This window comes from Streptomyces sp. NPDC003284 (assembly GCF_053589675.1).
In genome coordinates, this window is record NZ_JBSFSI010000020.1 from 106,201 (window position 1) to 128,179 (window position 21,979).

Sequence of the window (21,979 nt, forward strand, 5' to 3'; positions counted from 1 at the left end):
CCCGGACGCGCGGCCCGTTCCGGCGTTCGCTACTTTGGCACCGTGGACAAGAAGAACGCCCTGCGCGCCGGCACCCTGGCGGCCGGTACGACGCTGATGATGCTGCTCATGTCGTCCCCCGCGCTCGCGGTGATCCGTGACGACGGCGACGACCCCGGCAAGGGCCTGGGCGTCGCCGAGACGCTGGGTCTCTTCGTCGGGATCCCGCTGGCCCTGTTCGTGATCATCGGCGGTCTCGTCATGGTCCTGGACCGGTCCCACAAGCACCAGGACACCGGTCGCAAGGCGGACGCCAAGGCCTGACGGCCACCGGCGGTCCCCTGCCCGGTCCCGCACCTGCACCGAGGGCGCCCGCCCCGCCGTGCGTACGCGCATTCGCCGTACGCACGCGCCGGGGGCGGGCGCCTTCGTCGTGCCCGGCGTCGGCCCCGGCCCCGGCCCGGCTCGGGCGTGGGTCAGGGGACGGGCGGGCGCCAGGGGCTGGGGCTGGGCGGTGTCAGGGGCTGGGCGCCGTGAGGTAGCGCTGCACGGTGGGCGCCAGCCAGGCCAGCGTCTCGTGGCGGGCCAGGGCCACGGCCGCCGGGATGCGCAGCACGTACCGGGTGAGCGCCAGCCCGAGCAACTGGGACGCGCACAGCGCCGCCCGCGCCGGAACCTGCTCGGGATCCGGGCACACCGCCTGCGCCACAGGCAGCAACTGCTCCCGGAACACCCGCTGCAACCGCTCGGCCCCGGCGGTGTTGGTGACACCGACGCGCAGGATCGCCGTCAGTTCGCCGCTCTCCTCCCAGAGGCCGAGGAAGTGCGAGACGAGAGCGTGGCCGATCTGGTCGCGGGGGAGCGCGGACAGGTCCGGGAGCCGCAGATCCACGGAGACGGCCGCGGCGAACAGGCTCTCCTTGTTGCCGTAGTAGCGCATGACCATCGACGGATCGATCCGCGCGTCCTTGGCGATGGCCCGGATGGTCGCCCGTTCGTACCCGTCCGCCGCGAAACGGGCCCGCGCGGCGGCGAGGATGGCGGCGCGGGTGGCGTCGGAACGGCGGGCGGAGCCGCCCGCGCCGCTGCCCGCACTGCCTGAGGCGGAGGAGCTGGATGAGCCGGACGAGGCCGATGAGCCGGACGAGGCTGGGGGAGTGGCTGGGGTGGCGCGATCTGGCATGCCTACGAGCGTAGGCCAACACATGTGGGCCAACAAGCGTTGACGCACTCGCGCCGCCGGGTCTACGTTTGCCAACAGGTGTTGGCCCACGGTTGTTGGCCCACAAGTGTTTGCCCACAAGCGTGGACCGGCCGAAGCAGCCATCGAGGAGGCCCCTCATGACCACCACCCCCGTGATCGTCGTCGGCGCCGGCCCCACCGGACTCCTGCTGGCCGGCGACCTCGCCGCCGCCGGTGTCCCCGTCACCCTCGTCGAGAAGCGCCCGCACCGGATCAGCAACCTCTCCCGCGCCTTCGTCCTGCACGCCCGCACCCTCGAACAGCTCGACGCCCGCGCGCTCGCCGACGAACTGGAGGCGATCGGCCGCCCCCTGGACCGGCTGGACCTCTTCGGCCGCCTCTCCCTCGACCTCACCGCCCTGCCCACCCGTTTCCGCCATGTCCTCGTCCTGCCGCAGTACGAGGTCGAGAAGGTGCTGGAGCGGCGCGCGGCCGAGAACGGCGTGGACTTCCGCCACGAGACCGAGGTGACCGGACTGTCCCAGGACGCGGACGGCGTGACCGTGGCCGTGCGCGGCGCGGACGGCCGGCCGGGGTCGCTGCGCGGGTCGTACGTCGTCGGCGCGGACGGGATGCGCAGCGCGGTGCGGCGGGCTGTCGGGCTGCCGTTCCCGGGGCGGTCGGTGATCCGTTCGGTGGTGCTGGCGGACGTGCGGCTGGCCGAGCCGCCCGAGACCCTGCTGACGGTCGCCGCGGCCGGGGACGCGTTCGCCTTCCTCGCGCCCTTCGGGGACGGCTACCACCGGGTGATCTGCTGGCGCCGGGGCCGGGAGGAGGCCGACGACGCGCCGGTCGGCCTCGACGAGGTCAAGGAGATCACCCGGCTCGCGCTCGGCCGCGACTACGGCATGCACGACGCCCGCTGGACCTCCCGCTTCCACAGCGACGAGCGGCAGGCGCCCGCCTACCGCGTCGGCCGGGTCCTGCTCGCCGGGGACGCCGCCCATGTGCACAGCCCGGCCGGCGGACAGGGCATGAACACCGGCCTCCAGGACGCGGCCAACCTCAGCTGGAAGCTCGCGCAGGTCGTCACCGGGCACGCACCCGAGGCGCTGCTCGACACCTACCAGGCCGAACGCCACCCGGTCGGCAAGGCCGTGCTGCGCAGCAGCGGCGGCATCGTGCGGCTCGCGATGGCCGGGCGCCCCTGGACCCTGGCCCTGCGCGCCGCGCTCGTCACCCTCCTCGGCGCCTGCGCTCCGCTCCGCCGCCTGGTCACCGGCCAGGTCACCGGGATCGGCTACCGCTACCGGGCGCCGCTCGGCGCGCACCGGCTGGTCGGCTCCCGTGTCCCGGACGTGGCGCTCGCGGGCGGCGGCCGGCTGTACGAGGCCCTGCGCGGCGGCCGGTTCGTCCTGCTCAGCCCCGATGCCCGCGAGGTGGCCCCGGAGCGCGCCGCCCGCCTGACCGCCACGCGCTGGGCGAGCGGCCGCCGTACGGCCGTGCTGGTCCGCCCCGACGGCTACGTGGCCTGGGCGGCGGACACGGCCGACCCGGCGGCGATCGAGGCGGCGCTCGCCACCCACGTGGGCTGACCCGCCGCGGCACCCTTCAACCGCTCAACCTTTCGGTTCTGCTGAAAAGACCGCTCGAAAAGTTTCGATGGACCTGACAGGTCGGTCGCTGTCACGGTGGGTCCGGACCGGGTGGGACGTCGCCGCCCCGCCCGCCGTCCCACCCCCGTCCAGCGACCGTCCCGCCCCGTCCAGCGAAAGGACCCCCGTGGCCCCCGTCCGGCACCGGACACCCCGCCCACCCGTGGCGCCACCGGCCCCGGCGACCGCGTCCGCCGCGCGGCCCGTCGCCCTCGGGACCGCCCTCGCCGCGCTGGCCACCGTCGTCTGGGCGGGCAGCTTCGTCGCCTCCCGCGCGCTGCACGACAGCGTGCCGCCGGTGCAGCAGGCGTTCTGGCGCTGGGTGGTGGCGCTCGTGGCGGTGGCGCCCTTCGGCGCCCGCGCGGCCTGGCGGCAGCGGGAGCTGATCCGCCGCCACGCGGCCTTCGTCCTGCTGGCCGCGCTGCTCGGCATCGCCGTCTACAACACCCTGGTCAACCAGGCCGGACTGACCACCCCGGCCGCCGACATGGGCATGATCATGGCGGCCTCGCCGGTGCTGATGGCGGTCCTGGAACGGGCGGGCGGCACCCGGCTCGGCGCCCGCCGGGTCGCGGGCCTGCTCACCGCCTGCGCGGGCGTGGTGCTGCTGATGGCGGGCGGCGGCGGGACCTCGTTCGCCGCCGGGGACCTGTGGATGATCGCCGCGGCCTGCTGCTTCGGCGGCTACAGCGCCCTGCTGCGCCGCCGCCCCGCCGGGCTGGACGGCGCCGGGTTCCTCTTCACCACCTTCCTGGCCGGCTCGCTCATGCTGGTGCCGTGCCAGCTCGGCAGCCTCGCGCTCCAGGGCGGGTTCACCCCGTCGCCCGGCACCGTGCTGCCCCTCCTCTACGTCGGCGTGATGTCCTCCGCCCTCGCCTTCTTCGCCTGGAACAAGGCGATCTCCCTGGTCGGTCCGGTCCGCGCCGGACTCGTCTACTACCTTCAGCCGGTCTGTGTGGCGCTGCTGTCCTGGGCGCTGCTCGGCGAGGCGGCCGGACCGCGCCAGGCGCTGTGCATGGCGCTGATCCTGGGCGGTGTCGTCCTCGGCTCGGCGGCCCGCCGCTGATGCTGCTGACGCCGCCGAGGACCGTACAGCCGTACGGTTCGTACGGCCGTATGGTTGCCGCCATGGCCGAGTGGGAGATCCGGAAGCTGCGCATCCTGCGGACGCTGCGGGAGCGGGGGACCGTGACCGCGACGGCCGAGGCGCTGCACATGACCCCGTCCGCCGTCTCCCAGCAGCTGACCAACCTCGCCGCCCAGCTCGGGGTGCCGCTGCTGGAGGCGCGGGGGCGGCGGGTGCGGCTCACGGACGCGGCCCGGCTGGTGCTGCGGCACGCCGACGCCGTGTTCGAGCAACTGGAACGCGCGGACGCGGAGATGGCGGCGTACACACGCGGCGAGGCCGGTGAGGTGCGGGTCGCGGCCTTCTCGACCGCGGTGCCCGCCCTGGTGGTCCCGGCGGTACGGGCGCTGCGCGCGAGCCGGCCCGGGGTGAGCGTACGGGTGCGGGAGGCGGAGGCGGGCGAGGCGTACGACCTGCTGGCCGCCGGTGAGGTGGACCTCGCGCTGTCGCTGGCCGCGCACGCGCCGACCGCCGTGGACCCCGGCTTCACCCGGGTGCCGCTGCTCGCCGACCCGCTCGACCTCGCCCTCCCGCCCGGCCACGCGCTGGCCTCGGCGCCCGAGGTGCGGCTCGCCGATCTCGCCGCCGAGGCCTGGATCTTCGGCGGCAGCGGTCCGTGGTCCGACATCACCCGTACGGCCTGCGAGGCGGCCGGGTTCAGCCCCCACCAGGGGCACACGGCGGCCGGCTGGACGGCCATCCTGGCGATGGTGGAGGCGGGCATGGGCGTCGCGCTCGTACCGCGCATGGCCGCCCCGCGCCGCGACGGCGTGGTGCTCCGCGAACTGGCCGCCGACCGCCCCCACCGCCACGTGGTCGCCGCCCTGCGCCAGGGCGCCCGCGACGCCCCCGCCCCCCGGACCGTCCTGACGGCCCTGCGCACAGCGGCCACACACCTGACGACCGGCCAGGACGCCCGGATCGAGGCGCGCGAGGACTGACCGGGAAGCGCGCAGACGGACGCCCCGGCGGTCAGTCGGGTGTGAACTCGTACTGCAACTCGTAGAGGTGCCCGGCCTTGACCATGACCGTGGCCTCGACGGGGAAGTCGTCGTCGCTGAACACCACGCGCAGGGTCCGCAGCACCGGCAGGTCGCTGGGCAGCGCCAGGGCCTGGAACTGCTCCTGCGTGGGGACCCGGGCCGAGACCCGGTCCACGCTGAGGCGCGGGGGATACCCGAGTCCGGCGAGGAGTGCCGGGGTGCCGCCCCGGATCTTCCGTTTCTCGGTGATGGCGGTACCGCGGGCCACCGCCATCGGGTAGTAGGACTTGACCAGTTCCACCGGTTCGTCGTCGAGGGAGAGGACCTGGTGGCGCAGCAGCGCCGTCTCACCGTCCGCGAGGCCCAGCGCGACGCGGACATCGGCAGGCGGGTTCGATTCCCGTACGTCCAGGAGCGTGCTGTGCGCCCGGCTGCCGGGCTTCGTCGCCTCGGTCAGCCACCGGTAGGGCTCTCCCGGGGCGGCCGGACTCATGAACGAGGCCGGACGCATGGTCCGCTGGCGGTGCTCGCGCACTGTGATCGCGGCACCGGCGCGGCCGACCACCAGTTCCTCGTCCTTGAGGATCTGCACCGCCTTCTGGATCGTGGCGTTGGAGGCGCCGAACCGGTCCTTGAGCTGGGCGGTGGAGGGCAGGCTGGTGCCCGGCGCCAGGTCGCCGCTCATGATGTCGTCCCTGAGGTCGGCGGCGATCCGCTCGTGCAGTGAGCGCCGGTCCGGGAATCCGTTGTCGTCGGGCACGGTCATCCGATTCGCATCTCGTAGCGCAACTGCTGCCGGTGGGCGGGCATGAGCATCTGATCGACCTGGATGGGCCGGTCGGTTCTGTCCAGCGTGACGCGGCTGAGGCGAAGCAGCGGCTGGGCCGGTGCCATGCGCAGGACCTCGCACTCGTCCGGATCGGGCATACGCGCTGTGACGTCCTCGCGTACGCGCGCGCCGACATGACCGAGTTCGGCGAGAAGGGTCACGGCCCCGCCCGGGATCCTCGCACGCTCGGCGAGGCGGGTTCCGCGCGCGATGGCCAGGGGATAGTAGGTGTTCGTCAACTCGGTGGGCCACTCGTCCAGTTCGATGACCCGGCGGCGTACCACGACGACTTCTCCGGCGGGCAGGTCGAACAGTGCGGCGACCTCGTCCGGAGCGGGCACCTCGCCCGCGTACGTGATGCGCTGGCTGCCCTTCCCGCCTCGCGCCGCCGCTTCGGCCGCCCAGGCGTCGGGCTGCCCGGACTCGCGCGGAGCCAGATACGGCATCGAGGTGCTGACCCAGGTGCTGTCACTCACGCGGTCCTCCTGTGTTCGGGCCGACCTTCTGCCGCCCACCACGTTAGCGACCGGTCTCGCAGTCACTCACACAGGTCACCTCTCTGCTTTTCGCGAAAAGTGATACGGTGACGCCGTTCTCATGTCCCGGCACGAGGTGGTGGTGAACCATGCCCCTGTTACGGCAACGACGATTCCCCCGGAGCCGCAGATCGGTGGGCAGGGCGCGGCTGTTCGCCGTGGAGACACTCGTCGAGTGGGGGCGTCTCGACAGACAGGACGAGGTGCGGCTCTGTGTCTCGGAGCTGGCGACGAACGCTGTGTTGCACGGAGTGCCGCCGGGCAGGGAATTCTGTCTTACGCTCATCGACGACGGCTCCTCGGTCCGCGTGGAAGTGCGCGACAGCGGGGGCGGGCGGCCGCAGGTGTCGGACGTCGACGTGGGGGAGCACGGGGGGCGGGGCCTGCGTATTGTCATGGCACTCGCCGATGGCTTCGGGGTCACACCGCACAATCCCGGGAAGACCGTGTGGGCGGTCTTCGGGACACGGTCCGTGCCCGTGCCGGTGGCCCGGGACGGGGACGCGCGGCCGGTCACACGCTGAAGAGGCACAAGCAGACGGACGGGGATACGCGCACCCGTGTGCCCCACGGCGAAAGGCGCCCGGCAAGCACGCCGGGCGCCCTTCGCTCACCGTCGCTGGTGGTGGCTGCGCGGCAGATGCCTAGCGGCCGGCCGCCGCGTCGGCCGCCTGGGCGCGGAGGGAGCGTTCGATGCCCGCGCGGGACTCCGAGACGAGGCGGCGCAGGGCCGCGTTCGGCGGGGCGGAGGCCAGCCACTCGTCGGTGCGGCGCAGGGTGTCCTGGGAGACCTGGACCGAGGGGTACAGGCCGACCGCGATCTGCTGCGCCATCTCGTGGGAGCGGGAGTCCCAGATTTCCTTGAGCACCTCGAAGTACCGCTCGGTGTACGGCGCCAGCAGCTCGCGCTGGTCGGTCTGGACGAAGCCGCCGATGACCGCCTCCTGGACGGCGTTCGGCAGCTTGTCGGAGTCGACGACCGACGCCCATGCCTCGGCCTTGGCCTCGTCGGTCGGGCGGGCGGCGCGGGCGGTGGCCGCGTGCCGCTCACCGGCGGCGGTGCGGTCGCGCTCGTACTCCCCGGCGATCTCCGGCTCGTCGAACCGGCCCACCGCCGCGAGCCGCTGCACGAACGCCCAGCGCAGCTCGGTGTCCACGGCCAGGCCCTCGATCGTCTGCGAGCCCTCCAGCAGCGCGTTCAGCAGGTCGAGCTGCTCGGGCGTGCGGGCGGTCGCCGCGAAGGCGCGGGCCCAGGCCAGCTGGTGGTCGCTGCCCGCCTCGGCGGTGCGCAGATGGGCCAGCGTGGCGTCCGTCCAGCGGGTCAGCAGCGCGTCGCGGGCGGCCGGGTCGGCGTACAGGTCGATGGCCAGCTTCACCTGGCGCTGGAGCGACTGCACCACGCCGATGTCGGACTCCTTGCCGATGCCGGACAGCACCAGCGACAGGTAGTCGCGGGTGGCCAGCTCGGCGTCGCGGGTCATGTCCCAGGCCGAGGCCCAGCACAGCGCGCGCGGCAGCGAGGACGCGAAGTCGCCCAGGTGCTCGGTGACGACCGCGAGCGACTGCTCGTCGAGACGGACCTTGGCGTACGACAGGTCGTCGTCGTTGAGCAGGACGACCGCCGGGCGGCGACGGCCGGCCAGCTGCGGTACGGCGGTCAGCTCGCCGTCCACGTCCAGCTCGATCCGGCCGTCCTCGGCGCGCACCAGCTTGCCGCTCGCCTCGTCCAGGTCGTACAGGCCGATCGCGATGCGGTGCGGGCGCAGCGTGGGCTCGCCCTTGGCACCGGCCGGGAGCGCGGGGGCCTCCTGGCGCACGGCGAAGGAGGTGATGACGCCGTTCTCGTCGGTCTCGATCTCGGGGCGCAGGATGTTGATCCCGGCCGTCTCCAGCCACTTGTGCGACCAGGTCCGCAGATCGCGGCCGGAGGTCTCCTCCAGGGCGCCCAGCAGGTCCGACAGGCGGGTGTTGCCGAAGGCGTGCCGCTTGAAGTACGCCTGCACGCCCCGGAAGAACTCGTCCATGCCGACATAGGCCACCAGCTGCTTGAGGACGCTGGCGCCCTTGGCGTAGGTGATGCCGTCGAAGTTGACGAGGACGTCGTCCAGGTCGTTGATGTCCGCCATGATCGGGTGGGTGGACGGCAGCTGGTCCTGCCGGTACGCCCAGGTCTTCATGGAGTTCGCGAACGTGGTCCACGAGTGCGGCCAGCGCGAGCCGGGGGCGTGCGCCTGGCAGGCGATGGAGGTGTAGGTGGCGAACGACTCGTTCAGCCACAGGTCGTTCCACCACTCCATGGTGACCAGGTCGCCGAACCACATGTGGGCCAGCTCGTGCAGGATCGTCTCGGCCCGCATCTCGTACGCCGCGTCGGTCACCTTGGACCGGAAGACGTACTGGTCGCGGATGGTCACCGCGCCCGCGTTCTCCATCGCGCCCGCGTTGAACTCGGGCACGAACAGCTGGTCGTACTTGGCGAAGGGGTAGGCGTAGTCGAACTTCTCCTGGAACCAGTCGAAGCCCTGCCGGGTGACGTCGAAGATCGCGTCGGCGTCGAGGAACTCGGCGAGCGAGGGACGGCAGTAGATGCCGAGCGGCACGGACTGCCCGTCCTTCTCGTACACGCTGTGCACGGAGTGGTACGGGCCGACGATCAGCGCCGTGATGTACGTCGAGATGCGCGGCGTCGGCGCGAACTCCCAGACGTTGTCGCGGGGCTCGGGGGTCGGCGAGTTGGACACGACGGTCCAGCCCTCGGGCGCCTTCACGGTGAACCGGAAGGTCGCCTTCAGGTCGGGCTGCTCGAAGGAGGCGAAGACGCGGCGGGCGTCCGGCACCTCGAACTGCGTGTACAGGTACGCCTGGTCGTCGACCGGGTCGACGAAGCGGTGCAGGCCCTCACCGGTGTTGGTGTACGCGCAGTCGGCGGCGACGCGCAGCACGTTGGGGCCCGCCAGCAGGCCGGGCAGGGCGATCCGGGAGTCCTTGAAGACCTCCGCGGGGTCCAGCGCGTCGCCGTTGAGGGTCACCTCGTGGACGGCCGGGGCGATCAGGTCGATGAAGGACTCGGCGCCGTCCTCCGCGACGTCGAAGCGCACCGTGGTCACGGACCGGTAGGTACCGCCCTCCTGCGCGCCGGAGAGGTCGAGATCGATCTCGTACGAGTCAACGGTCAGCAGCTTCGCCCGCTGCCGCGCCTCTTCGCGAGTCAGGTTTGTGCCAGGCACGCGGTCATCTCCTCGTGATGTGTGGATTGCGTCATCCTTCCATGCGAGCCGCACGGAACGCGACGACCGGATCCCGCCGGTGGGCGGCCGGTCGCGGCGCGAGGCTGGAACCATGACGACAGGGCGAGACACCATGGTCCACCGGGCACGCGCCATCGAACCGGGCGTGCTGAGCCGGCTGCGCGAGCGGGACGACGCCGGACGCCCGGCGGTCCCCTTCACCGACCCGGAAGGCGGCGCTCCGCTGCGCTGCTGCCTGCGCCGGAGCGAGCCCGGCGAGCGGCTCGCGCTGGTCTCCTACGCGCCGCTGCGGCGCTGGGCGGCCCGGACGGGCGCCGACCCCGGCGCCTACGACGAGCAGGGGCCCGTCTTCGTGCACGCCGGGGAGTGCGCCGGGCCGGACACCGCGGAGCGGCTGCCCCTCACCCACGCGCGCCGCGTGCTGCGCCGCTACGGCGCCGAGGGCCGCATCCTGGGCGGGGCGCTGGTGGAGCCGGGCGCCGGGCGTTTCGACGCCGCTCTCACCGAGGCGTTCGACGACCCGGCCGTGGCACTGGTCCACGTCCGGGCCGTCGAGTACGGCTGCTTCCTCTACGAGGTGCGCAGGCCGTAGGGCGTCCACGAGGTGCGCGGGCCCCGGGTGCTCCGGGGCCCGCCGCCCGGGTCAGCCCTTCAGCTCCGCCGCCACCAGCTCCGCGATCTGCACCGCGTTCAGGGCCGCGCCCTTGCGGAGGTTGTCGTTGGACAGGAACAGGGCGAGGCCGTGCTCCACGGTCTCGTCGCGGCGGATGCGGCCGACGAAGGACGGGTCCTGCCCGGCGGCCTCCAGCGGCGTCGGGATGTCCGAGAGGACCACACCGGGGGCGCCGGCCAGCAGCTCGGTGGCGCGCTCCGGGCTGATCGGCCGCGCGAAACGGGCGTTGACCTGGAGGGAGTGCCCGGAGAAGACCGGCACCCGCACACAGGTCCCGGAGACCTTCAGCTCCGGGATCTCCAGGATCTTGCGGGACTCGTGGCGGAGCTTCTGCTCCTCGTCGGTCTCGTTCAGGCCGTCGTCGACGAGGTTGCCCGCGAAGGGCAGCACGTTGAAGGCGATCGGGCGCTTGTAGACGGCCGGCTCGGGGAAGTCGACGGCCGAGCCGTCGTGGGTCAGCCTGTCGGCGTCGGCGACGGTCTTCTGCGTCTGGCCGTGCAGCTCGGCGACGCCCGCGACGCCCGAGCCGGACACCGCCTGGTAGGTGGCGACGACCAGCGCCTCCAGACCGGCCTCGGCGTGCAGCGGCCTGAGGACCGGCATCGCGGCCATGGTCGTGCAGTTCGGGTTGGCGATGATGCCCTTGGGGCGGTCCGCGACCGCGTGCGGGTTCACCTCGGACACCACCAGCGGCACGTCCGGGTCGCGGCGCCAGGCCGAGGAGTTGTCGATCACCACGGCGCCCTGCCCGGCGACCTTCTCGGCCAGCGCCTTCGAGGTCGCGCCGCCCGCCGAGAACAGCACGATGTCCAGGCCGGAGTAGTCGGCGCTCGCCGCGTCCTCCACCGTCACCCCGTCCAGCACCCGCCCCGCCGAGCGGGCCGAGGCGAACAGGCGCAGCTCGGTGACGGGGAAGTCGCGCTCCGTGAGGATCCTGCGCATGACCGTGCCGACCTGACCGGTGGCTCCGACGATTCCGACCCTCACGGTGTCTCCTCTGTGTGCTGTGCGTGCGTCTGCCGCGCGTGTCGCCCGGCCGCGGCCTTTCCATCATGCGGCCGACCCGGGCCCGGGTGTCCAGTTCTTTGCGCCGCGTTCCCGGCGCCCCCGTGGAAAAGGGGACGACTCGGACCGCCCCGCGGTTGCGGTTCTGCGGCGCGCACCCGGTGTGAGCTGGAGAAATTCGCCCGTCCTCGGCCGTGCGCCGCAAGCTGTGCTGCTGGGTGCCTGCCCATCCCGCACGGGCGTATCCGACGATGTGACGTACGCAACGGGAGCGGGCGGCCGTCCGGGGCACGGGAAAGGGCGGGCGCCCCGGTGGACGCCCGCCCCTCGGCCGTCACGGCGGCCCCGCGCGCGAGCTACGGCACGACGGTCCCGATCCGCACGCTGCCGGTGCCCGCGACGGTGCCCCGCGCGTTCACCAGCCGCACCTGCCCGAAGAACTCGCGTCCCTCGGGTGCCTGGGCGGCGGCGGTGACCTGGCCGGTCACGGTCGCCGAGGCGCCCGTGCCCAGCTTCACCGGCGCGCCGTCCACGGAGACGGTGCCGAGCGTGGTGGAGAAGAACACGTCGCGGTAGTCGTACTCCGTCGAACCGGACGGCACCGAGTACGCGGCGACCTCGACGGTGTACGTCCCGGCGGCCGGGGAGGCGATCGACACCGACTCCTCCGAGTCGCCGTCGGCGGACTTGGCGACCTGCTTGCCGCTCGCGTCGTAGACCGCGAGGTCCAGGTCGGCCGACTTGTCGGAGACACCGCCGATGGCGACGTCCAGCGACGCGGCGCCCGCGGGCACCGTCACCGTCGTGGTCTGCTTCTCGCCGTTGGCCACGGTCGGCCGGGCGGACTTGGCCGAGCCGAGCGGGCCGCCGGTGAGGCGGCCGTCCAGCGCGGCGTACGCGTTCGTCACCTTCCAGGAGGCGGTCACCGGCGTACCGGCCTTCGCCTCGGGCACGGTCACGGTCTGCGGGTCGAAGGCCGCGCCCAGCACGGTGACGTCGAGCCGGTAGGGGTTGTCGAGCTGCGGCGAGGTGCGGCGCGCCTCGACCTCGACCTCCCACACGCCCGGCTGCGGGTCGGCGTAGGAGCGCACGTCCGGCTTGCAGCCGTTGCCGTCGAGGTAGTTGTTGTAGCAGTACGGGGTCGAGGTGTTGTCGACCGGGACGCCGTACGGGTGGATGGCGATGAACCGGGTCTGGCTCTTGTCGGCCAGGCCGCCGATCGCCACCTCCAGCGACTTCGCGCCCGCGGGCACGGTCAGGAAGTAGGACCGGGTCGCGTTGCGCTGCACCGACGCCTTGGCGGAGTAGGTGTACGCGACCGGGTCGGCGACCACGACCGTGGTGAGGATCTGCCGGTCGACGCCGGTGGTGAACGGGTCGTCGACCTCCAGGATCGCGCTCTTGAGGCCCGCCGAGCGCGGCGCGGCCTGCACCTTGACGGTCACCGGCCGGTTCAGCGGCAGCCGCACCAGCGGCGAGCCGACGAGGCGGAACGTCTGCTCGGCGTTGTTCGCCAGGCGCAGCGTGTGCCACACGGCGGCGGACGAGCCCGAGGTGCGGGTGACGGTGATGTCGTACGTCTTCTTCTGGCCGGCCTTCAGGCCGCCCTCGCGGTCGTAGAGGCCGGTGCCGTGGCCCGGGGTCTTCAGCGCCTCGTCGATCGCGGTGTCGACCGGGGCGTCGACCGTGTAGTCGTGCGCGCCCGCGCCCAGCCGGATCAGCTTCCAGGCGTCCACGATGTCGATGCGGCCCGCGCCCTCCTCGTAGGCCTGGGCGCCCGGGATGTGGCGGGCGCTGGAGGTGAGGGCGGTGCGCAGCCCGGCCGGGGTCAGCCCGATGCGGTGCTGCGCGGCGGCGCTCAGCAGCAGGGCGGCGGCGCCGGTGGCCTGCGGGGAGGCCATCGAGGTGCCCTGGAGCATCGAGTAGCCGGCCGGCAGGGTGTAGCCCGCCTCGGCGACCGGGCCGCCGGGCAGCCAGGTCTGGGTGGTGTTGATGGCGGCGCCGGGCGCGACCAGGGTCGGCGTGAAGCCGCCGTCCTCGCGCGGGCCGCGCGAGGAGAACGGCATCATCGCGTACGGGGTGCGCACCGCGGAGCCGTAGTCGGCGGCCCAGGTCTCCTTGGAGATGCCCGCGCCGACCGAGATGACCTTGTCGGCGAGGCCGGGGTCGCCGATGGTGTTGGCGCCGGGGCCGGAGTTGCCCGCGGAGATGACGAGCTGGACGCCGTAGGTGTCGATCAGACGGGTGTACAGCTCGGCGCGGGCGTTGTTGCCGTCGTTGAGGGCGGGCAGTCCGCCGATGGACATGTTGACGATGTCCACGCCGCGCTCGGCGACGAGGTCGATCATGCCCTCGGTGAGCGCCACGTTGGTGCAGCTGCCCGTCCAGGTGCAGGCGCGCGAGGAGACGATCTTCGCGCCGGGCGCCGCGCCGTTCATCTTCCCGCCGAACAGGCCGTTGGCGGCGGTGATCCCGGCGACGTGGGTGCCGTGCTCGGACTCGATGAGGCCGATGTTGACGAAGTCGGACTTCTTGCCGGTCCAGGACCCGCCGTAGGGGTCCATCGGGACGTCCTTGCGGATCTGCACGACGAACGGCTGCCGCTCGGCGACGTCCGTCTTCGGGTCGTCGGTGCCGAACCAGCCGACCTGGTAGCCGTCCTTGTACGGCTTCATCGGGGTGTCGTCGGTGAAGTCGTGGTTGTTGTTCAGGTCGACGCGGACCGTGCCGGCGGCCGCGTCGTAGAGGACGCCCCAGGAGTCGGTGGTGTCGCCGTCCCGGTTCACGTCGCCCTTGGCGTCGCCGCCCGTGGTGGCGGACTCCTTGAAGGTGCTGATCCGGTACGAACCGGCCGGGGCCTTCCAGGTCTGGCCGCCGTAGGAGAAGGCCGGTCCGGACACCGCGTCGACCATGGGGCGCCAGGTGGCGTCGCCGTCGACGATCGGGTCGGTCGCGGTCACCCAGTCGACGATCTTGCGCTCGCCGGTGGTGGTGCGCTGGAGCGCCGGGTGGGAGAGGTCCACACCGGAGTCGAGGATGCCGATGGTGACGCCCCGGCCGTCCGCCTTCGGGTTCTGCCGCACGAAGTCGACGGCACCGGTCTCGAAGGACGGGTTGTACGGGTTGGCGGCGGGCGTGTTCTTCCCCGGGGCGGAGTAGGAGGCGCCGCTTCCCTTGCCGTCCTTGCCGTCCTTGCCGTGCGCGGTCCCGGCCGGGTCGGCGTCCGGGCGCGGGTCGTCGAGGGATATCTCCTGGCGCAGGTCGATGGCGTGCACCGTGGACAGCTTCTCGGCGGCGGCGATCACCGCGTCCGCCTGGGCGGTCGGCACGGTGGCCCGGACGTAGCCGAGCTTGTCGTGCGTGCGGCCGACCGAGCCGCCCCTGACCGCGTCGAGCTGGCGCGCGACCTGGTCGGTGCGGCCGGGCGCGGTCGCGATCATCATCGTGACGTTCTTGTCGCCGTCGGCCTTGGCGGTGGCGAGCAGATCGGCGTCGTCCGCGCCGAGCTTGGCGCTCGCGGACCGGACGGGCGGGTCGGCGGGGAGCGGGCCGTCCTGGGCGAAGGCCAGGGGGAGCGGTCCGGCGGCGCAGAGCGCGGCGGCCACGCCGGTGGCCGCGGCGAGGCGGGCCAGGCGTCTCGCGCCCGGGGCGCGGGGGGAGTCGGGGGTCATCGGCATCCTCTGTCAATGAAGGAACCAGGCGAGGTGCGACCGGATGTGATCGCGGTCGTCCGGAATTCGGTGCCGGACGATCGCTCAGCTTTACTCAAGCGACAGAAGTTTGGGGAGAGTTGGTCGAGCCGGGATGGACACATGGCGGGATCCCGCCATACGCCACGGTGGACGCATGCCCTCAAACCCCCTTGTTCCGCCGTATGTTGCGGGCGGATGAACGCGCATCGTGGCGGCCCGGGTCCGCAGGGTGGCCGCCGCCGGAGGCCCGCCCTTGCCCGGCCCGTACCGCCTCTTGACCGCCCCCGGGGGACGGCGCCCGCGGGCCGCCCGCGCGCCCCTCGGCGCCCGAACGGCCCCCGCCCGCCGCCGTGCTGCCGTAACGTCTCCCCATGCGTGAGGAGTTGCGGGTGGCGGCCTACGCCGTGTGTGTGCGGGACGGACAGGTACTGCTGGCCCGCTGGGTCGCGCGGGACGGCGCACGCCGGTGGACCCTGCCCGGCGGCGGCATGGAGCACGGCGAGGACCCCTACGACACCGTGGTCCGCGAGGCCGAGGAGGAGACCGGCTACGCGGTCGAACCGGTCACCCTGCTCGGCCTGGACTCCATCCGCCGCACCTATCCGCGGCCCCTGGGCAGCCACGCCGACTTCCAGGGCCTGCGCATCGTCTACGAGGGCCGGGTCACCGGCGGCGAACTGCGCCACGAGACGGGCGGTTCCACCGACATGGCGGCCTGGCACGACCTGGCCGCGGTGAGCGGGCTGGAGCGGGTCGGACTGGTCGACGTGGGGCTGCGGCTGTGGCGGGAGCGCCCGGCGGCGGGCCGTGCGGCGCCGGAGCGGGCCGAGGAGACGTAACGGCCGGATCCGGCTCAACCGGGCCGCCGCCCGGCAACCGTCCGCACCGCCCCCGGGTCCTTGCGCCCGACAGCAGCGGACGGCGACGAGGGGAAAGACGATGTCGGTACGGGCGAGCTGGGTGGGCGCGACGGCCCTGGTCATGGCGGTGGCGGCGGCGGGACCCGCGGCGGCGGCACCGTCCGCGCCGGGCGGCCACGGCCGCCACGAGGCGACCGGTGCGGCGGTCCGGGCACTCGTCGCGGACGGGGTGCCCGGCGTGACGGCGACCGTTCGCGGGCGGGCGGGCACCTGGAGCACCGCGGCGGGCACGGGCGACCTGCGCACCGGCGCCCCGCGCGGGGCGCACGACCGCTACCGGGTGGGCAGCATCACCAAGACCTTCACGGCCACGGTGCTGCTCCAACTGGAGGCGGAGGGGCGGCTGTCGCTGGACGACACGGTCGAGCACTGGCTGCCCGGCGTGGTGCGCGGCCACGGCAACGACGGCAGCCGCGTCACCCTGCGGCAGCTGCTCAACCACACGAGCGGCCTCTACAACTACACGGCCGACGACACGTTCGGCCGCACCTACTTCGAGAAGGACGGCTTCCTGGAACACCGCTACGACACGGTGTCCGCCGAGGACCTGGTGCGGATCGCGGTCTCCCACGCGCCGGACTTCGCCCCCGGCACCTCCTGGCAGTACTCCAACACCAACTACGTGCTGGCCGGCCTGGTGATCGGACGCGTCACGGGCCGTTCCTACGCCGACGAGATCCGCGACCGCGTCCTGCGGCCCCTGCACCTGAACGCCACCTCGCTGCCCGGCACCCGCACCACCGTGCCGCACCCGAGCGGCCGCGCCTACTCCAAGCTGTCCGACAAGGCGACGGGCCCGACGTACGACGTCACCGCACTCAACCCCTCCATCGCCTCCTCGGCGGGCGAGATGATCTCCGACTCCGCCGACCTGACCCGCTTCTACACCGCCCTGCTGCGCGGGCGGCTGCTGCCGCCGGAGCAGCTGGAGGAGATGAAGACCACGGTCCGGGACACCGGCGACCCGCACATCACCTACGGCCTCGGCCTGATGGACCGCCGGCTCTCCTGCGGCGTGCACGTGTGGGGCCACGACGGCGGCATCCACGGCTCGTCCTCGCTGGCCGCGACCACCGCCGACGGCCGCCACGCACTGGCCCTCAACCTCAACGCCGACTGGACGGGCGACCCGGAGACGGTGCTGGAGGCGGAGTTCTGCGGCCGGTGACCGGCTGACCGGCGGCACCCGTCGCGCGCCCCGGCACCGGGGCGCGCGACGCTCCCTAGCGGGGCAGCACCACCACGTACGCGGCCGGGTCGCGGTCGGCCGCCGCCATCAGGGCCGTGCGGACGACCGTGGCCTGCTGGTCCATCGCGTCGCGCAGCTTGCGGGGCGTGAGGTGGACGACCGTGATGCCCAGCCGCTCCAGGTGCTCGCGCTTGCGGGTGTACTCCACGCCGAGGGTCTCGTCGCCCGGACGGCCCGGCAGCGGGGCGCGGGTGTCCAGTTCCAGGGCGACCGCGTGGTCGGGCCAGTAGGCGTCCAGGCCGCCCAGGTGCGGGCCGCCCGGCAGCCGCAGGTCCACGTTCCACACCGGGTCGGGCAGACCGTGCTCGGCGACCATCCGGTACAGCCGGTCCTCCGCGACCGAACGGCCCTCGGCGAGCAGCGAGTCCACCGCGTCCACCACGTGCGGCCGGGTCAGCAGCCGCGCACCGGTCAGCGCCCGCACCACAGCGGCCGGTTCGCAGTGCCCGTCGCGCACCGCCTCCGTCAGCAGCCGCTGCACGGCGAACGCGTCGGACAATTGGGCCACCGCGTCCGCCAGCGCGCGCGGCACCGGCGCCACCGGCACCCCGCCGGCCGTCTCGGGCGCGGGCGGCTCGGCCGCCTTGACGATCCGGGCGCAGCCCGTCGAGCGCAGTCGGCGCAGCCGCGGCACCAGCACGTCGATCACGTCCAGCGCGAGCAGGGCGGGCGCCGCCGCGAAACCGTGCAGGGCGAGCGCCGCCAGACCGGTGATCATCACCTCCGCGCGGGCCGGGCGGTGCGGCTCCCGGGCGGTCGGCTGGGCCGGGACCCCGTCCCTCCGGCGCGGCACCGGCCCGCGCGTGGCGTACGCGAGCACCGCGCGCAGCCGCTCCTCCCCGGTCGGCGGCCCCGGGTGCAGCAGATAGACGCCCGGCAGGAACTGCTGCCAGGGACCGCCGGGCCGGCACTGCGCCGACGTCTCGGCCGCCGACACACCGTGCGCGCGCAACTGGGCGGTGGTCAGGACCCGGTGGTGCGCCTCGGCCAGATGGCTCAGCGGGCGGGGGGAGAGCGGGGTGTCGTGGTTCATGCCACGGGACGTTCCCGCACCCGGTCCCCGCGCTAACCGCTGTTACAAGAGCGTGGCGCAATACGGACAACACCGCCCGTATGCACAGGTGTTCGGGTGCCGGAAACCCCTGGTCCGCCGGGCACGGACCAGAGGTTACGGCCTCCGGGGCACGCGTTCTGTAACGGTTACCGCACGCTCCGGCTCTGGCCAGAGCTGCGGCCGGACGGGTGACGGCTCAGCGCGCACCGGCCGCCGCGTCGCACGCCTGTCCGCCGAGCGCCCGCGCCAGGTCGTCGCGCTCCTCCAGGACCAGCCGGCGCAGCGCGGGCGCGGCCTGCTCGTGCGCGGCGAGCCACGCGTCCGCGGCCTCCAGCGTCTGGGGCGAGTCGCGCAGCGCGGGGAAGAGACCGCGCACCACGACCACGCCGATCTGGATCGACCGCTCCCGCCACACCCGCTCGATCTCGGCGAAGTACTTCTCGGTGTACGGCGCCAGCAGCTCGCGCTGCGAGGGCCGGACGAAGCCCGCGATGGTCGCCTCCACCAGCGCGTTCGACAGCGAGTCCGACTCCACGACCCGCTCCCACGCCGCCGCCTTCACCGCGGCCGAGGGGCGCGCGGCCAGGCAGCGCACATGGTGCCGCTCGCCGGAGGCGGTGTCGTCCCGGGTCAGTTCCTCGTCGAGACGCTGCTCACCGGCCGCCCCGTGGGTGGCCAGGGGTTCCAGGAACGCCCAGCGCAGCTCCTGGTCCACGGCGAGACCGGGGATCTCCTCGGTGCCGTCCAGCAGGCCCGCCAGCAGGTCGAGGTCGCCCGGGTCCGACGCCAGCGAGGCGAAGAACCGCGCCCAGGCGAGCTGGTGCTCGCTGCCCGGCTCGGCCTGCCGCAGCTCGGCCAGCGCGCCCTCGGCCAGCGCCCGCGCACCGCTCGGGCGCCACGCGGGCGCCGCGTAGTGCACCAGCGCCGACTCCGCCCAGGCGTGCAGCATCTGGAGCACGCCGATGTCCGTCTCGCGGCCCGCGAAGCGCAGCACCAGGTCCACGAAGTCACGGGCCGGCAGCAGCGCGTCCCGGGTCAGGTTCCACAGCGCCGACCAGCACAGCGCGCGGGCCAGCGGATCGGTCAGCGCGGCCAGGTGCTCGCGCAGCGTGGCCAGCGAGGTCGCGTCGAAACGGATCTTGCAGTAGGTGAGGTCGTCGTCGTTGACCAGCACCAGCTCGGGCGCGTCCTGCCCGGCCAGCTCCGCCACCAGCGTGCGGGGGCCGTCCACGTCCACCTCGGCGCGCGCGTACCGCTCCAGCGCGCCGACCTCCGAGCGCCGGTACAGGCCGATGGCCACCCGGTGCGGGCGCAGCTCGGGATACGCCTCCACGGCCTCCTGCACCACCGCCAGCTCGGCGACGCGCCCCTCGGCGTCCAGGATCACCTGCGGGGTCAGCGTGTTGACGCCCGCCGTCTGGAGCCAGGACCGCGCCCAGGCGCCCATGTCCCGGCCGCTGGTCTCCTCCAGCACCGCCAGCAGGTCGCCCAGGCGGGTGTTGCCGTAGGCGTGCCGCTTGAAGTAGCGGCGGGCGCCCTCCAGGAAGGCGTCCCGGCCCACGTACGCCACCAGCTGCTTGAGGACGCTGGCGCCCTTGGCGTAGGTGATGCCGTCGAAGTTCAGCTTGGCGTCCTGGAGGTCGCGGATGTCCGCGGTGACCGGGTGCGTGGACGGCAGCTGGTCGGCGCGGTACGCCCACGCCTTGCGCCGGTTGGCGAAGGTGATCCAGCCGTCGGTGAAGCGGGTCGCGCCCACCAGCGAGAAGGAGCCCATGAAGTCCGCGAAGGACTCCTTCAGCCACAGGTCGTCCCACCACTCCATGGTGACCAGGTCGCCGAACCACATGTGCGCCATCTCGTGCAGGATGACGTTGGCCCGCGCCTCGTAGGACGCCTGCGTCACCTTGCCGCGGAAGATGTACTCCTCGCGGAAGGTCACCAGGCCCGGGTTCTCCATCGCGCCGAGGTTGTACTCGGGCACGAACGCCTGGTCGTACTTGCCGAACGGGTACGGGTAGTCGAAGTGCTCGTGGAAGAAGTCCAGGCCCTGCTTGGTGACCAGGAAGACGTCGTCGGCGTCGAAGTGCTTGGCGAGCCCCTTGCGGCACAGCGCGCCCAGCGGGATCTCCAGCCGCGTCCCGTCCGGCAGCTCCCGCTCGTAGGAGTCGGTGACGTAGTGGTACGGGCCCGCGACCACGCAGGTGATGTACGTGGAGACCGGCTTGGTCTCCGCGAACCGCCACACCCCCTCCTGCTCCGTGCCGGCGCCGTTGCTCCACACCGTCCACTCCTCGGGCGCCCGCACCTCGAAGCGGTAGGGCGCCTTGAGGTCGGGCTGCTCGAAGTTGGCGAAGACGCGGCGCGCGTCGGCCGGCTCGTACTGGGTGTAGAGGTAGACCTCGCCGTCCTCCGGGTCGACGAAGCGGTGCAGGCCCTCGCCGGTGCGCGAGTAGGCGCACTGCGCGTCGACGACCAGTTCGTTGTCGGCGGCCAGGTCCTCCAGGGCGATCCGGGCGCCGTCGAAGACCTCGCCGGGGTCGAGGTCCTTGCCGTTGAGGGAGACGGCGGTGACGCTCGGCGCGATCAGGTCCGCGAAGCTGGACGCGCCGGGCTCGTTGCAGCGGAACCGGATCGTGGTGACGGACCGGAACGTCAGCGGCCCCTCGCCCTCTGTGTCGCCGACCGCCGACCGCACGTCGAGGGACACCTCGTACCCGTCGACGGACAGCAGGGCGGCCCGCTCCCGGGCCTCGTCGCGGGACAGATTCTCACCGGGCACTGACGGCACTCCCTCGGATGTGTTCAAGATGCGGACAGCACCGATCCTGCCATGCGGTCCTGTTGCGCGACATTGGGGAATGCCCTGCGTGACGATCGATGTTGCCCGAGGCGAGGGCCCCGCCGGGCCCGCCCCGTACGCGCACGCCCCCCGTACCGAGGAGAGCCATGTCCCAGACCGCCCCCGAGGCGACCCCCTCCGGCAGGACCCCCGTCGACTTCTGGTTCGACCCGCTGTGCCCGTGGGCCTGGATGACCTCGCGGTGGGTGCTGGAGGTGCAGAAGCAGCGCGACATCGAGGTCCGCTGGCACATCATGAGCCTGGCCGTGCTCAACGAGCCCCGGATCGACGAGCTGCCCGAGGAGTACCGCGAGCTGCTCACCACCCAGGCGTGGGCACCGGTCAAGGTGGTGACGGCGGCCTGGCAGAAGCACGGCGAGGACGTCCTCGGCCCGCTCTACACCGCGCTCGGCACCCGCTTCCATAACCAGGGCGAGGGCCCCACCCGCGAGGCCATCGCGGGCGCGCTGGCGGACGCGGGCCTGCCCGCCGACCTGATCGACTACGCCGACCAGGAGGACTTCGAGTTCGACGCCGAGCTGCGCGCCTCCCACAAGGAGGGCATCGACAAGGTCGGCCAGGAGGTCGGCACCCCGGTCATCGCGCTGCCCGGCCCGGACGGCCGTCAGCTCGCCTTCTTCGGCCCGGTCGTCACCCCGGCCCCGAAGGGCGAGGAGGCGCTGCGCCTGTGGGACGGCACCGTCGCGGTCGCCTCGGTGCCCGGCTTCTACGAGATCAAGCGGACCCGCACCGAGGGGCCGGACTTCAGCAACCTGTAGTCAGGAGCGGCCTGTAGTCAGGAGCGACCCGTGGTCGGGGGTCCGCCGCCCGACGGGAGAACCCCCGCGAGTCATGTCCTCGCGGGGGTTTCCTTCATTCCGCCCGCCCGCGCGAAAGGTGAGAAGACGATCACGAGGGGGGACGATCGGGGGTGCGCGGTCAGGGCGCGAGGAGCAGGACGTTGGTGCGTTCCTTGGCGGCGGCGTAGCGCCTGGCGACGTCCTGCCA

17 protein-coding genes are annotated in these 21,979 nt (G+C 73.2%); 9 read left to right on the top strand and 8 right to left on the bottom strand.

Translation table 11 applies throughout. From position 1 onward, the window contains the following. Positions 1 to 42: 42 nt before the first annotated feature. A complete protein-coding gene (locus tag ACWDYF_RS31120; protein WP_026252631.1) occupies positions 43 to 303 on the top strand; it encodes a hypothetical protein in 261 nt (86 codons plus the stop codon). Positions 304 to 496: 193 nt separating this feature from the next. Here the strand turns inward: ACWDYF_RS31120 and ACWDYF_RS31125 are convergent, their stop codons facing one another. Further along, positions 497 to 1,162 (bottom strand): TetR/AcrR family transcriptional regulator, encoded by a 666-nt coding sequence (locus ACWDYF_RS31125; RefSeq protein ID WP_389472962.1) that lies wholly within the window; start codon positions 1,160 to 1,162, stop codon positions 497 to 499. A 158-nt stretch (positions 1,163 to 1,320) separates the two neighbouring features. On the opposite strand from ACWDYF_RS31125, the gene ACWDYF_RS31130 reads away from it, so the two are divergent. The 3 genes from ACWDYF_RS31130 (at position 1,321) to ACWDYF_RS31140 (ending at position 4,884) form a co-directional block, all read left to right on the top strand. Then, positions 1,321 to 2,757 (top strand): FAD-dependent monooxygenase, encoded by a 1,437-nt coding sequence (locus ACWDYF_RS31130; RefSeq protein ID WP_389472965.1) that lies wholly within the window; start codon positions 1,321 to 1,323, stop codon positions 2,755 to 2,757. 223 nt (positions 2,758 to 2,980) lie between these two features. Continuing rightward, entirely contained in the window at positions 2,981 to 3,883 is a 903-nt protein-coding gene (locus ACWDYF_RS31135; RefSeq protein ID WP_389472968.1) for a DMT family transporter, read from the top strand. A gap of 62 nt (positions 3,884 to 3,945) precedes the next feature. Beyond that, positions 3,946 to 4,884 (top strand): LysR family transcriptional regulator, encoded by a 939-nt coding sequence (locus tag ACWDYF_RS31140; RefSeq protein WP_381743095.1) that lies wholly within the window; start codon positions 3,946 to 3,948, stop codon positions 4,882 to 4,884. Between the two features lie 31 nt (positions 4,885 to 4,915). Here ACWDYF_RS31140 and ACWDYF_RS31145 read toward each other — a convergent pair whose 3' ends face one another. Beyond that, the gene (locus ACWDYF_RS31145) at positions 4,916 to 5,692 is read right to left on the bottom strand and encodes a GntR family transcriptional regulator (RefSeq protein ID WP_381743097.1); all 777 of its coding nucleotides are present in this window, start codon (positions 5,690 to 5,692) and stop codon (positions 4,916 to 4,918) included. Further along, positions 5,689 to 6,231 carry a UTRA domain-containing protein gene (locus ACWDYF_RS31150; RefSeq protein ID WP_389472971.1) on the bottom strand — a complete coding sequence of 181 codons (543 nt, stop codon included), beginning with the start codon at positions 6,229 to 6,231 and terminating at the stop codon, positions 5,689 to 5,691. The genes ACWDYF_RS31145 and ACWDYF_RS31150 overlap by 4 nt, the downstream gene beginning before the upstream one ends. Positions 6,232 to 6,380: 149 nt before the next feature. Between ACWDYF_RS31150 and ACWDYF_RS31155 the strand changes: the two genes are divergently transcribed. Further along, positions 6,381 to 6,815 carry an ATP-binding protein gene (locus ACWDYF_RS31155; protein ID WP_389472973.1) on the top strand — a complete coding sequence of 145 codons (435 nt, stop codon included), beginning with the start codon at positions 6,381 to 6,383 and terminating at the stop codon, positions 6,813 to 6,815. Positions 6,816 to 6,935: 120 nt separating this feature from the next. Here the strand turns inward: ACWDYF_RS31155 and pepN (ACWDYF_RS31160) are convergent, their stop codons facing one another. Next, positions 6,936 to 9,518 (bottom strand): aminopeptidase N, encoded by a 2,583-nt coding sequence (pepN, locus tag ACWDYF_RS31160; protein WP_389472976.1) that lies wholly within the window; start codon positions 9,516 to 9,518, stop codon positions 6,936 to 6,938. A 112-nt stretch (positions 9,519 to 9,630) separates the two neighbouring features. Between pepN (ACWDYF_RS31160) and ACWDYF_RS31165 the strand changes: the two genes are divergently transcribed. Further along, positions 9,631 to 10,131, top strand: coding sequence for a DUF1203 domain-containing protein (locus ACWDYF_RS31165; RefSeq protein ID WP_381743102.1), 501 nt, complete (start codon positions 9,631 to 9,633; stop codon positions 10,129 to 10,131). Positions 10,132 to 10,182: 51 nt separating this feature from the next. Here the strand turns inward: ACWDYF_RS31165 and ACWDYF_RS31170 are convergent, their stop codons facing one another. After that, positions 10,183 to 11,199 (bottom strand): aspartate-semialdehyde dehydrogenase, encoded by a 1,017-nt coding sequence (locus ACWDYF_RS31170; RefSeq protein WP_064533172.1) that lies wholly within the window; start codon positions 11,197 to 11,199, stop codon positions 10,183 to 10,185. 374 nt (positions 11,200 to 11,573) lie between these two features. Further along, complete coding sequence (locus tag ACWDYF_RS31175) at positions 11,574 to 14,888, bottom strand: S8 family serine peptidase (RefSeq protein WP_389472980.1); 3,315 nt, start codon at positions 14,886 to 14,888, stop codon at positions 11,574 to 11,576. A 392-nt stretch (positions 14,889 to 15,280) separates the two neighbouring features. On the opposite strand from ACWDYF_RS31175, the gene ACWDYF_RS31180 reads away from it, so the two are divergent. Both ACWDYF_RS31180 and ACWDYF_RS31185 read left to right on the top strand, forming a co-directional pair. Continuing rightward, complete coding sequence (locus tag ACWDYF_RS31180; RefSeq protein ID WP_381743108.1) at positions 15,281 to 15,748, top strand: NUDIX hydrolase; 468 nt, start codon at positions 15,281 to 15,283, stop codon at positions 15,746 to 15,748. Positions 15,749 to 15,848: 100 nt separating this feature from the next. After that, positions 15,849 to 16,997, top strand: a complete 1,149-nt coding sequence (locus ACWDYF_RS31185) for a serine hydrolase domain-containing protein (RefSeq protein WP_389472983.1) — start codon at positions 15,849 to 15,851, stop codon at positions 16,995 to 16,997. Between the two features lie 55 nt (positions 16,998 to 17,052). Here ACWDYF_RS31185 and ACWDYF_RS31190 read toward each other — a convergent pair whose 3' ends face one another. Then, on the bottom strand, positions 17,053 to 18,111 hold the full coding sequence (locus ACWDYF_RS31190; protein ID WP_018568465.1) for a hypothetical protein: 1,059 nt from the start codon (positions 18,109 to 18,111) through the stop codon (positions 17,053 to 17,055). A 217-nt stretch (positions 18,112 to 18,328) separates the two neighbouring features. Next, complete coding sequence (gene pepN / locus ACWDYF_RS31195; protein WP_389472986.1) at positions 18,329 to 20,911, bottom strand: aminopeptidase N; 2,583 nt, start codon at positions 20,909 to 20,911, stop codon at positions 18,329 to 18,331. Positions 20,912 to 21,078: 167 nt separating this feature from the next. Between pepN (ACWDYF_RS31195) and ACWDYF_RS31200 the strand changes: the two genes are divergently transcribed. After that, positions 21,079 to 21,750, top strand: a complete 672-nt coding sequence (locus ACWDYF_RS31200) for a mycothiol-dependent nitroreductase Rv2466c family protein (RefSeq protein ID WP_381743114.1) — start codon at positions 21,079 to 21,081, stop codon at positions 21,748 to 21,750. Positions 21,751 to 21,979 lie beyond the last annotated feature (229 nt).

Coding starts and splice junctions, on each gene's coding strand:
- ACWDYF_RS31175 (WP_389472980.1), bottom strand. CDS start 14,888: ATGACCCCCGACTCCCCCCGCGCCCCGGGCGCGAGACGCCTGGCCCGC.
- ACWDYF_RS31140 (WP_381743095.1), top strand. CDS start 3,946: ATGGCCGAGTGGGAGATCCGGAAGCTGCGCATCCTGCGGACGCTGCGG.
- ACWDYF_RS31125 (WP_389472962.1), bottom strand. CDS start 1,162: ATGCCAGATCGCGCCACCCCAGCCACTCCCCCAGCCTCGTCCGGCTCA.
- ACWDYF_RS31165 (WP_381743102.1), top strand. CDS start 9,631: ATGACGACAGGGCGAGACACCATGGTCCACCGGGCACGCGCCATCGAA.
- ACWDYF_RS31190 (WP_018568465.1), bottom strand. CDS start 18,111: ATGAACCACGACACCCCGCTCTCCCCCCGCCCGCTGAGCCATCTGGCC.
- ACWDYF_RS31130 (WP_389472965.1), top strand. CDS start 1,321: ATGACCACCACCCCCGTGATCGTCGTCGGCGCCGGCCCCACCGGACTC.
- ACWDYF_RS31200 (WP_381743114.1), top strand. CDS start 21,079: ATGTCCCAGACCGCCCCCGAGGCGACCCCCTCCGGCAGGACCCCCGTC.
- ACWDYF_RS31185 (WP_389472983.1), top strand. CDS start 15,849: ATGTCGGTACGGGCGAGCTGGGTGGGCGCGACGGCCCTGGTCATGGCG.
- ACWDYF_RS31155 (WP_389472973.1), top strand. CDS start 6,381: ATGCCCCTGTTACGGCAACGACGATTCCCCCGGAGCCGCAGATCGGTG.
- ACWDYF_RS31180 (WP_381743108.1), top strand. CDS start 15,281: ATGCGTGAGGAGTTGCGGGTGGCGGCCTACGCCGTGTGTGTGCGGGAC.
- ACWDYF_RS31145 (WP_381743097.1), bottom strand. CDS start 5,692: ATGACCGTGCCCGACGACAACGGATTCCCGGACCGGCGCTCACTGCAC.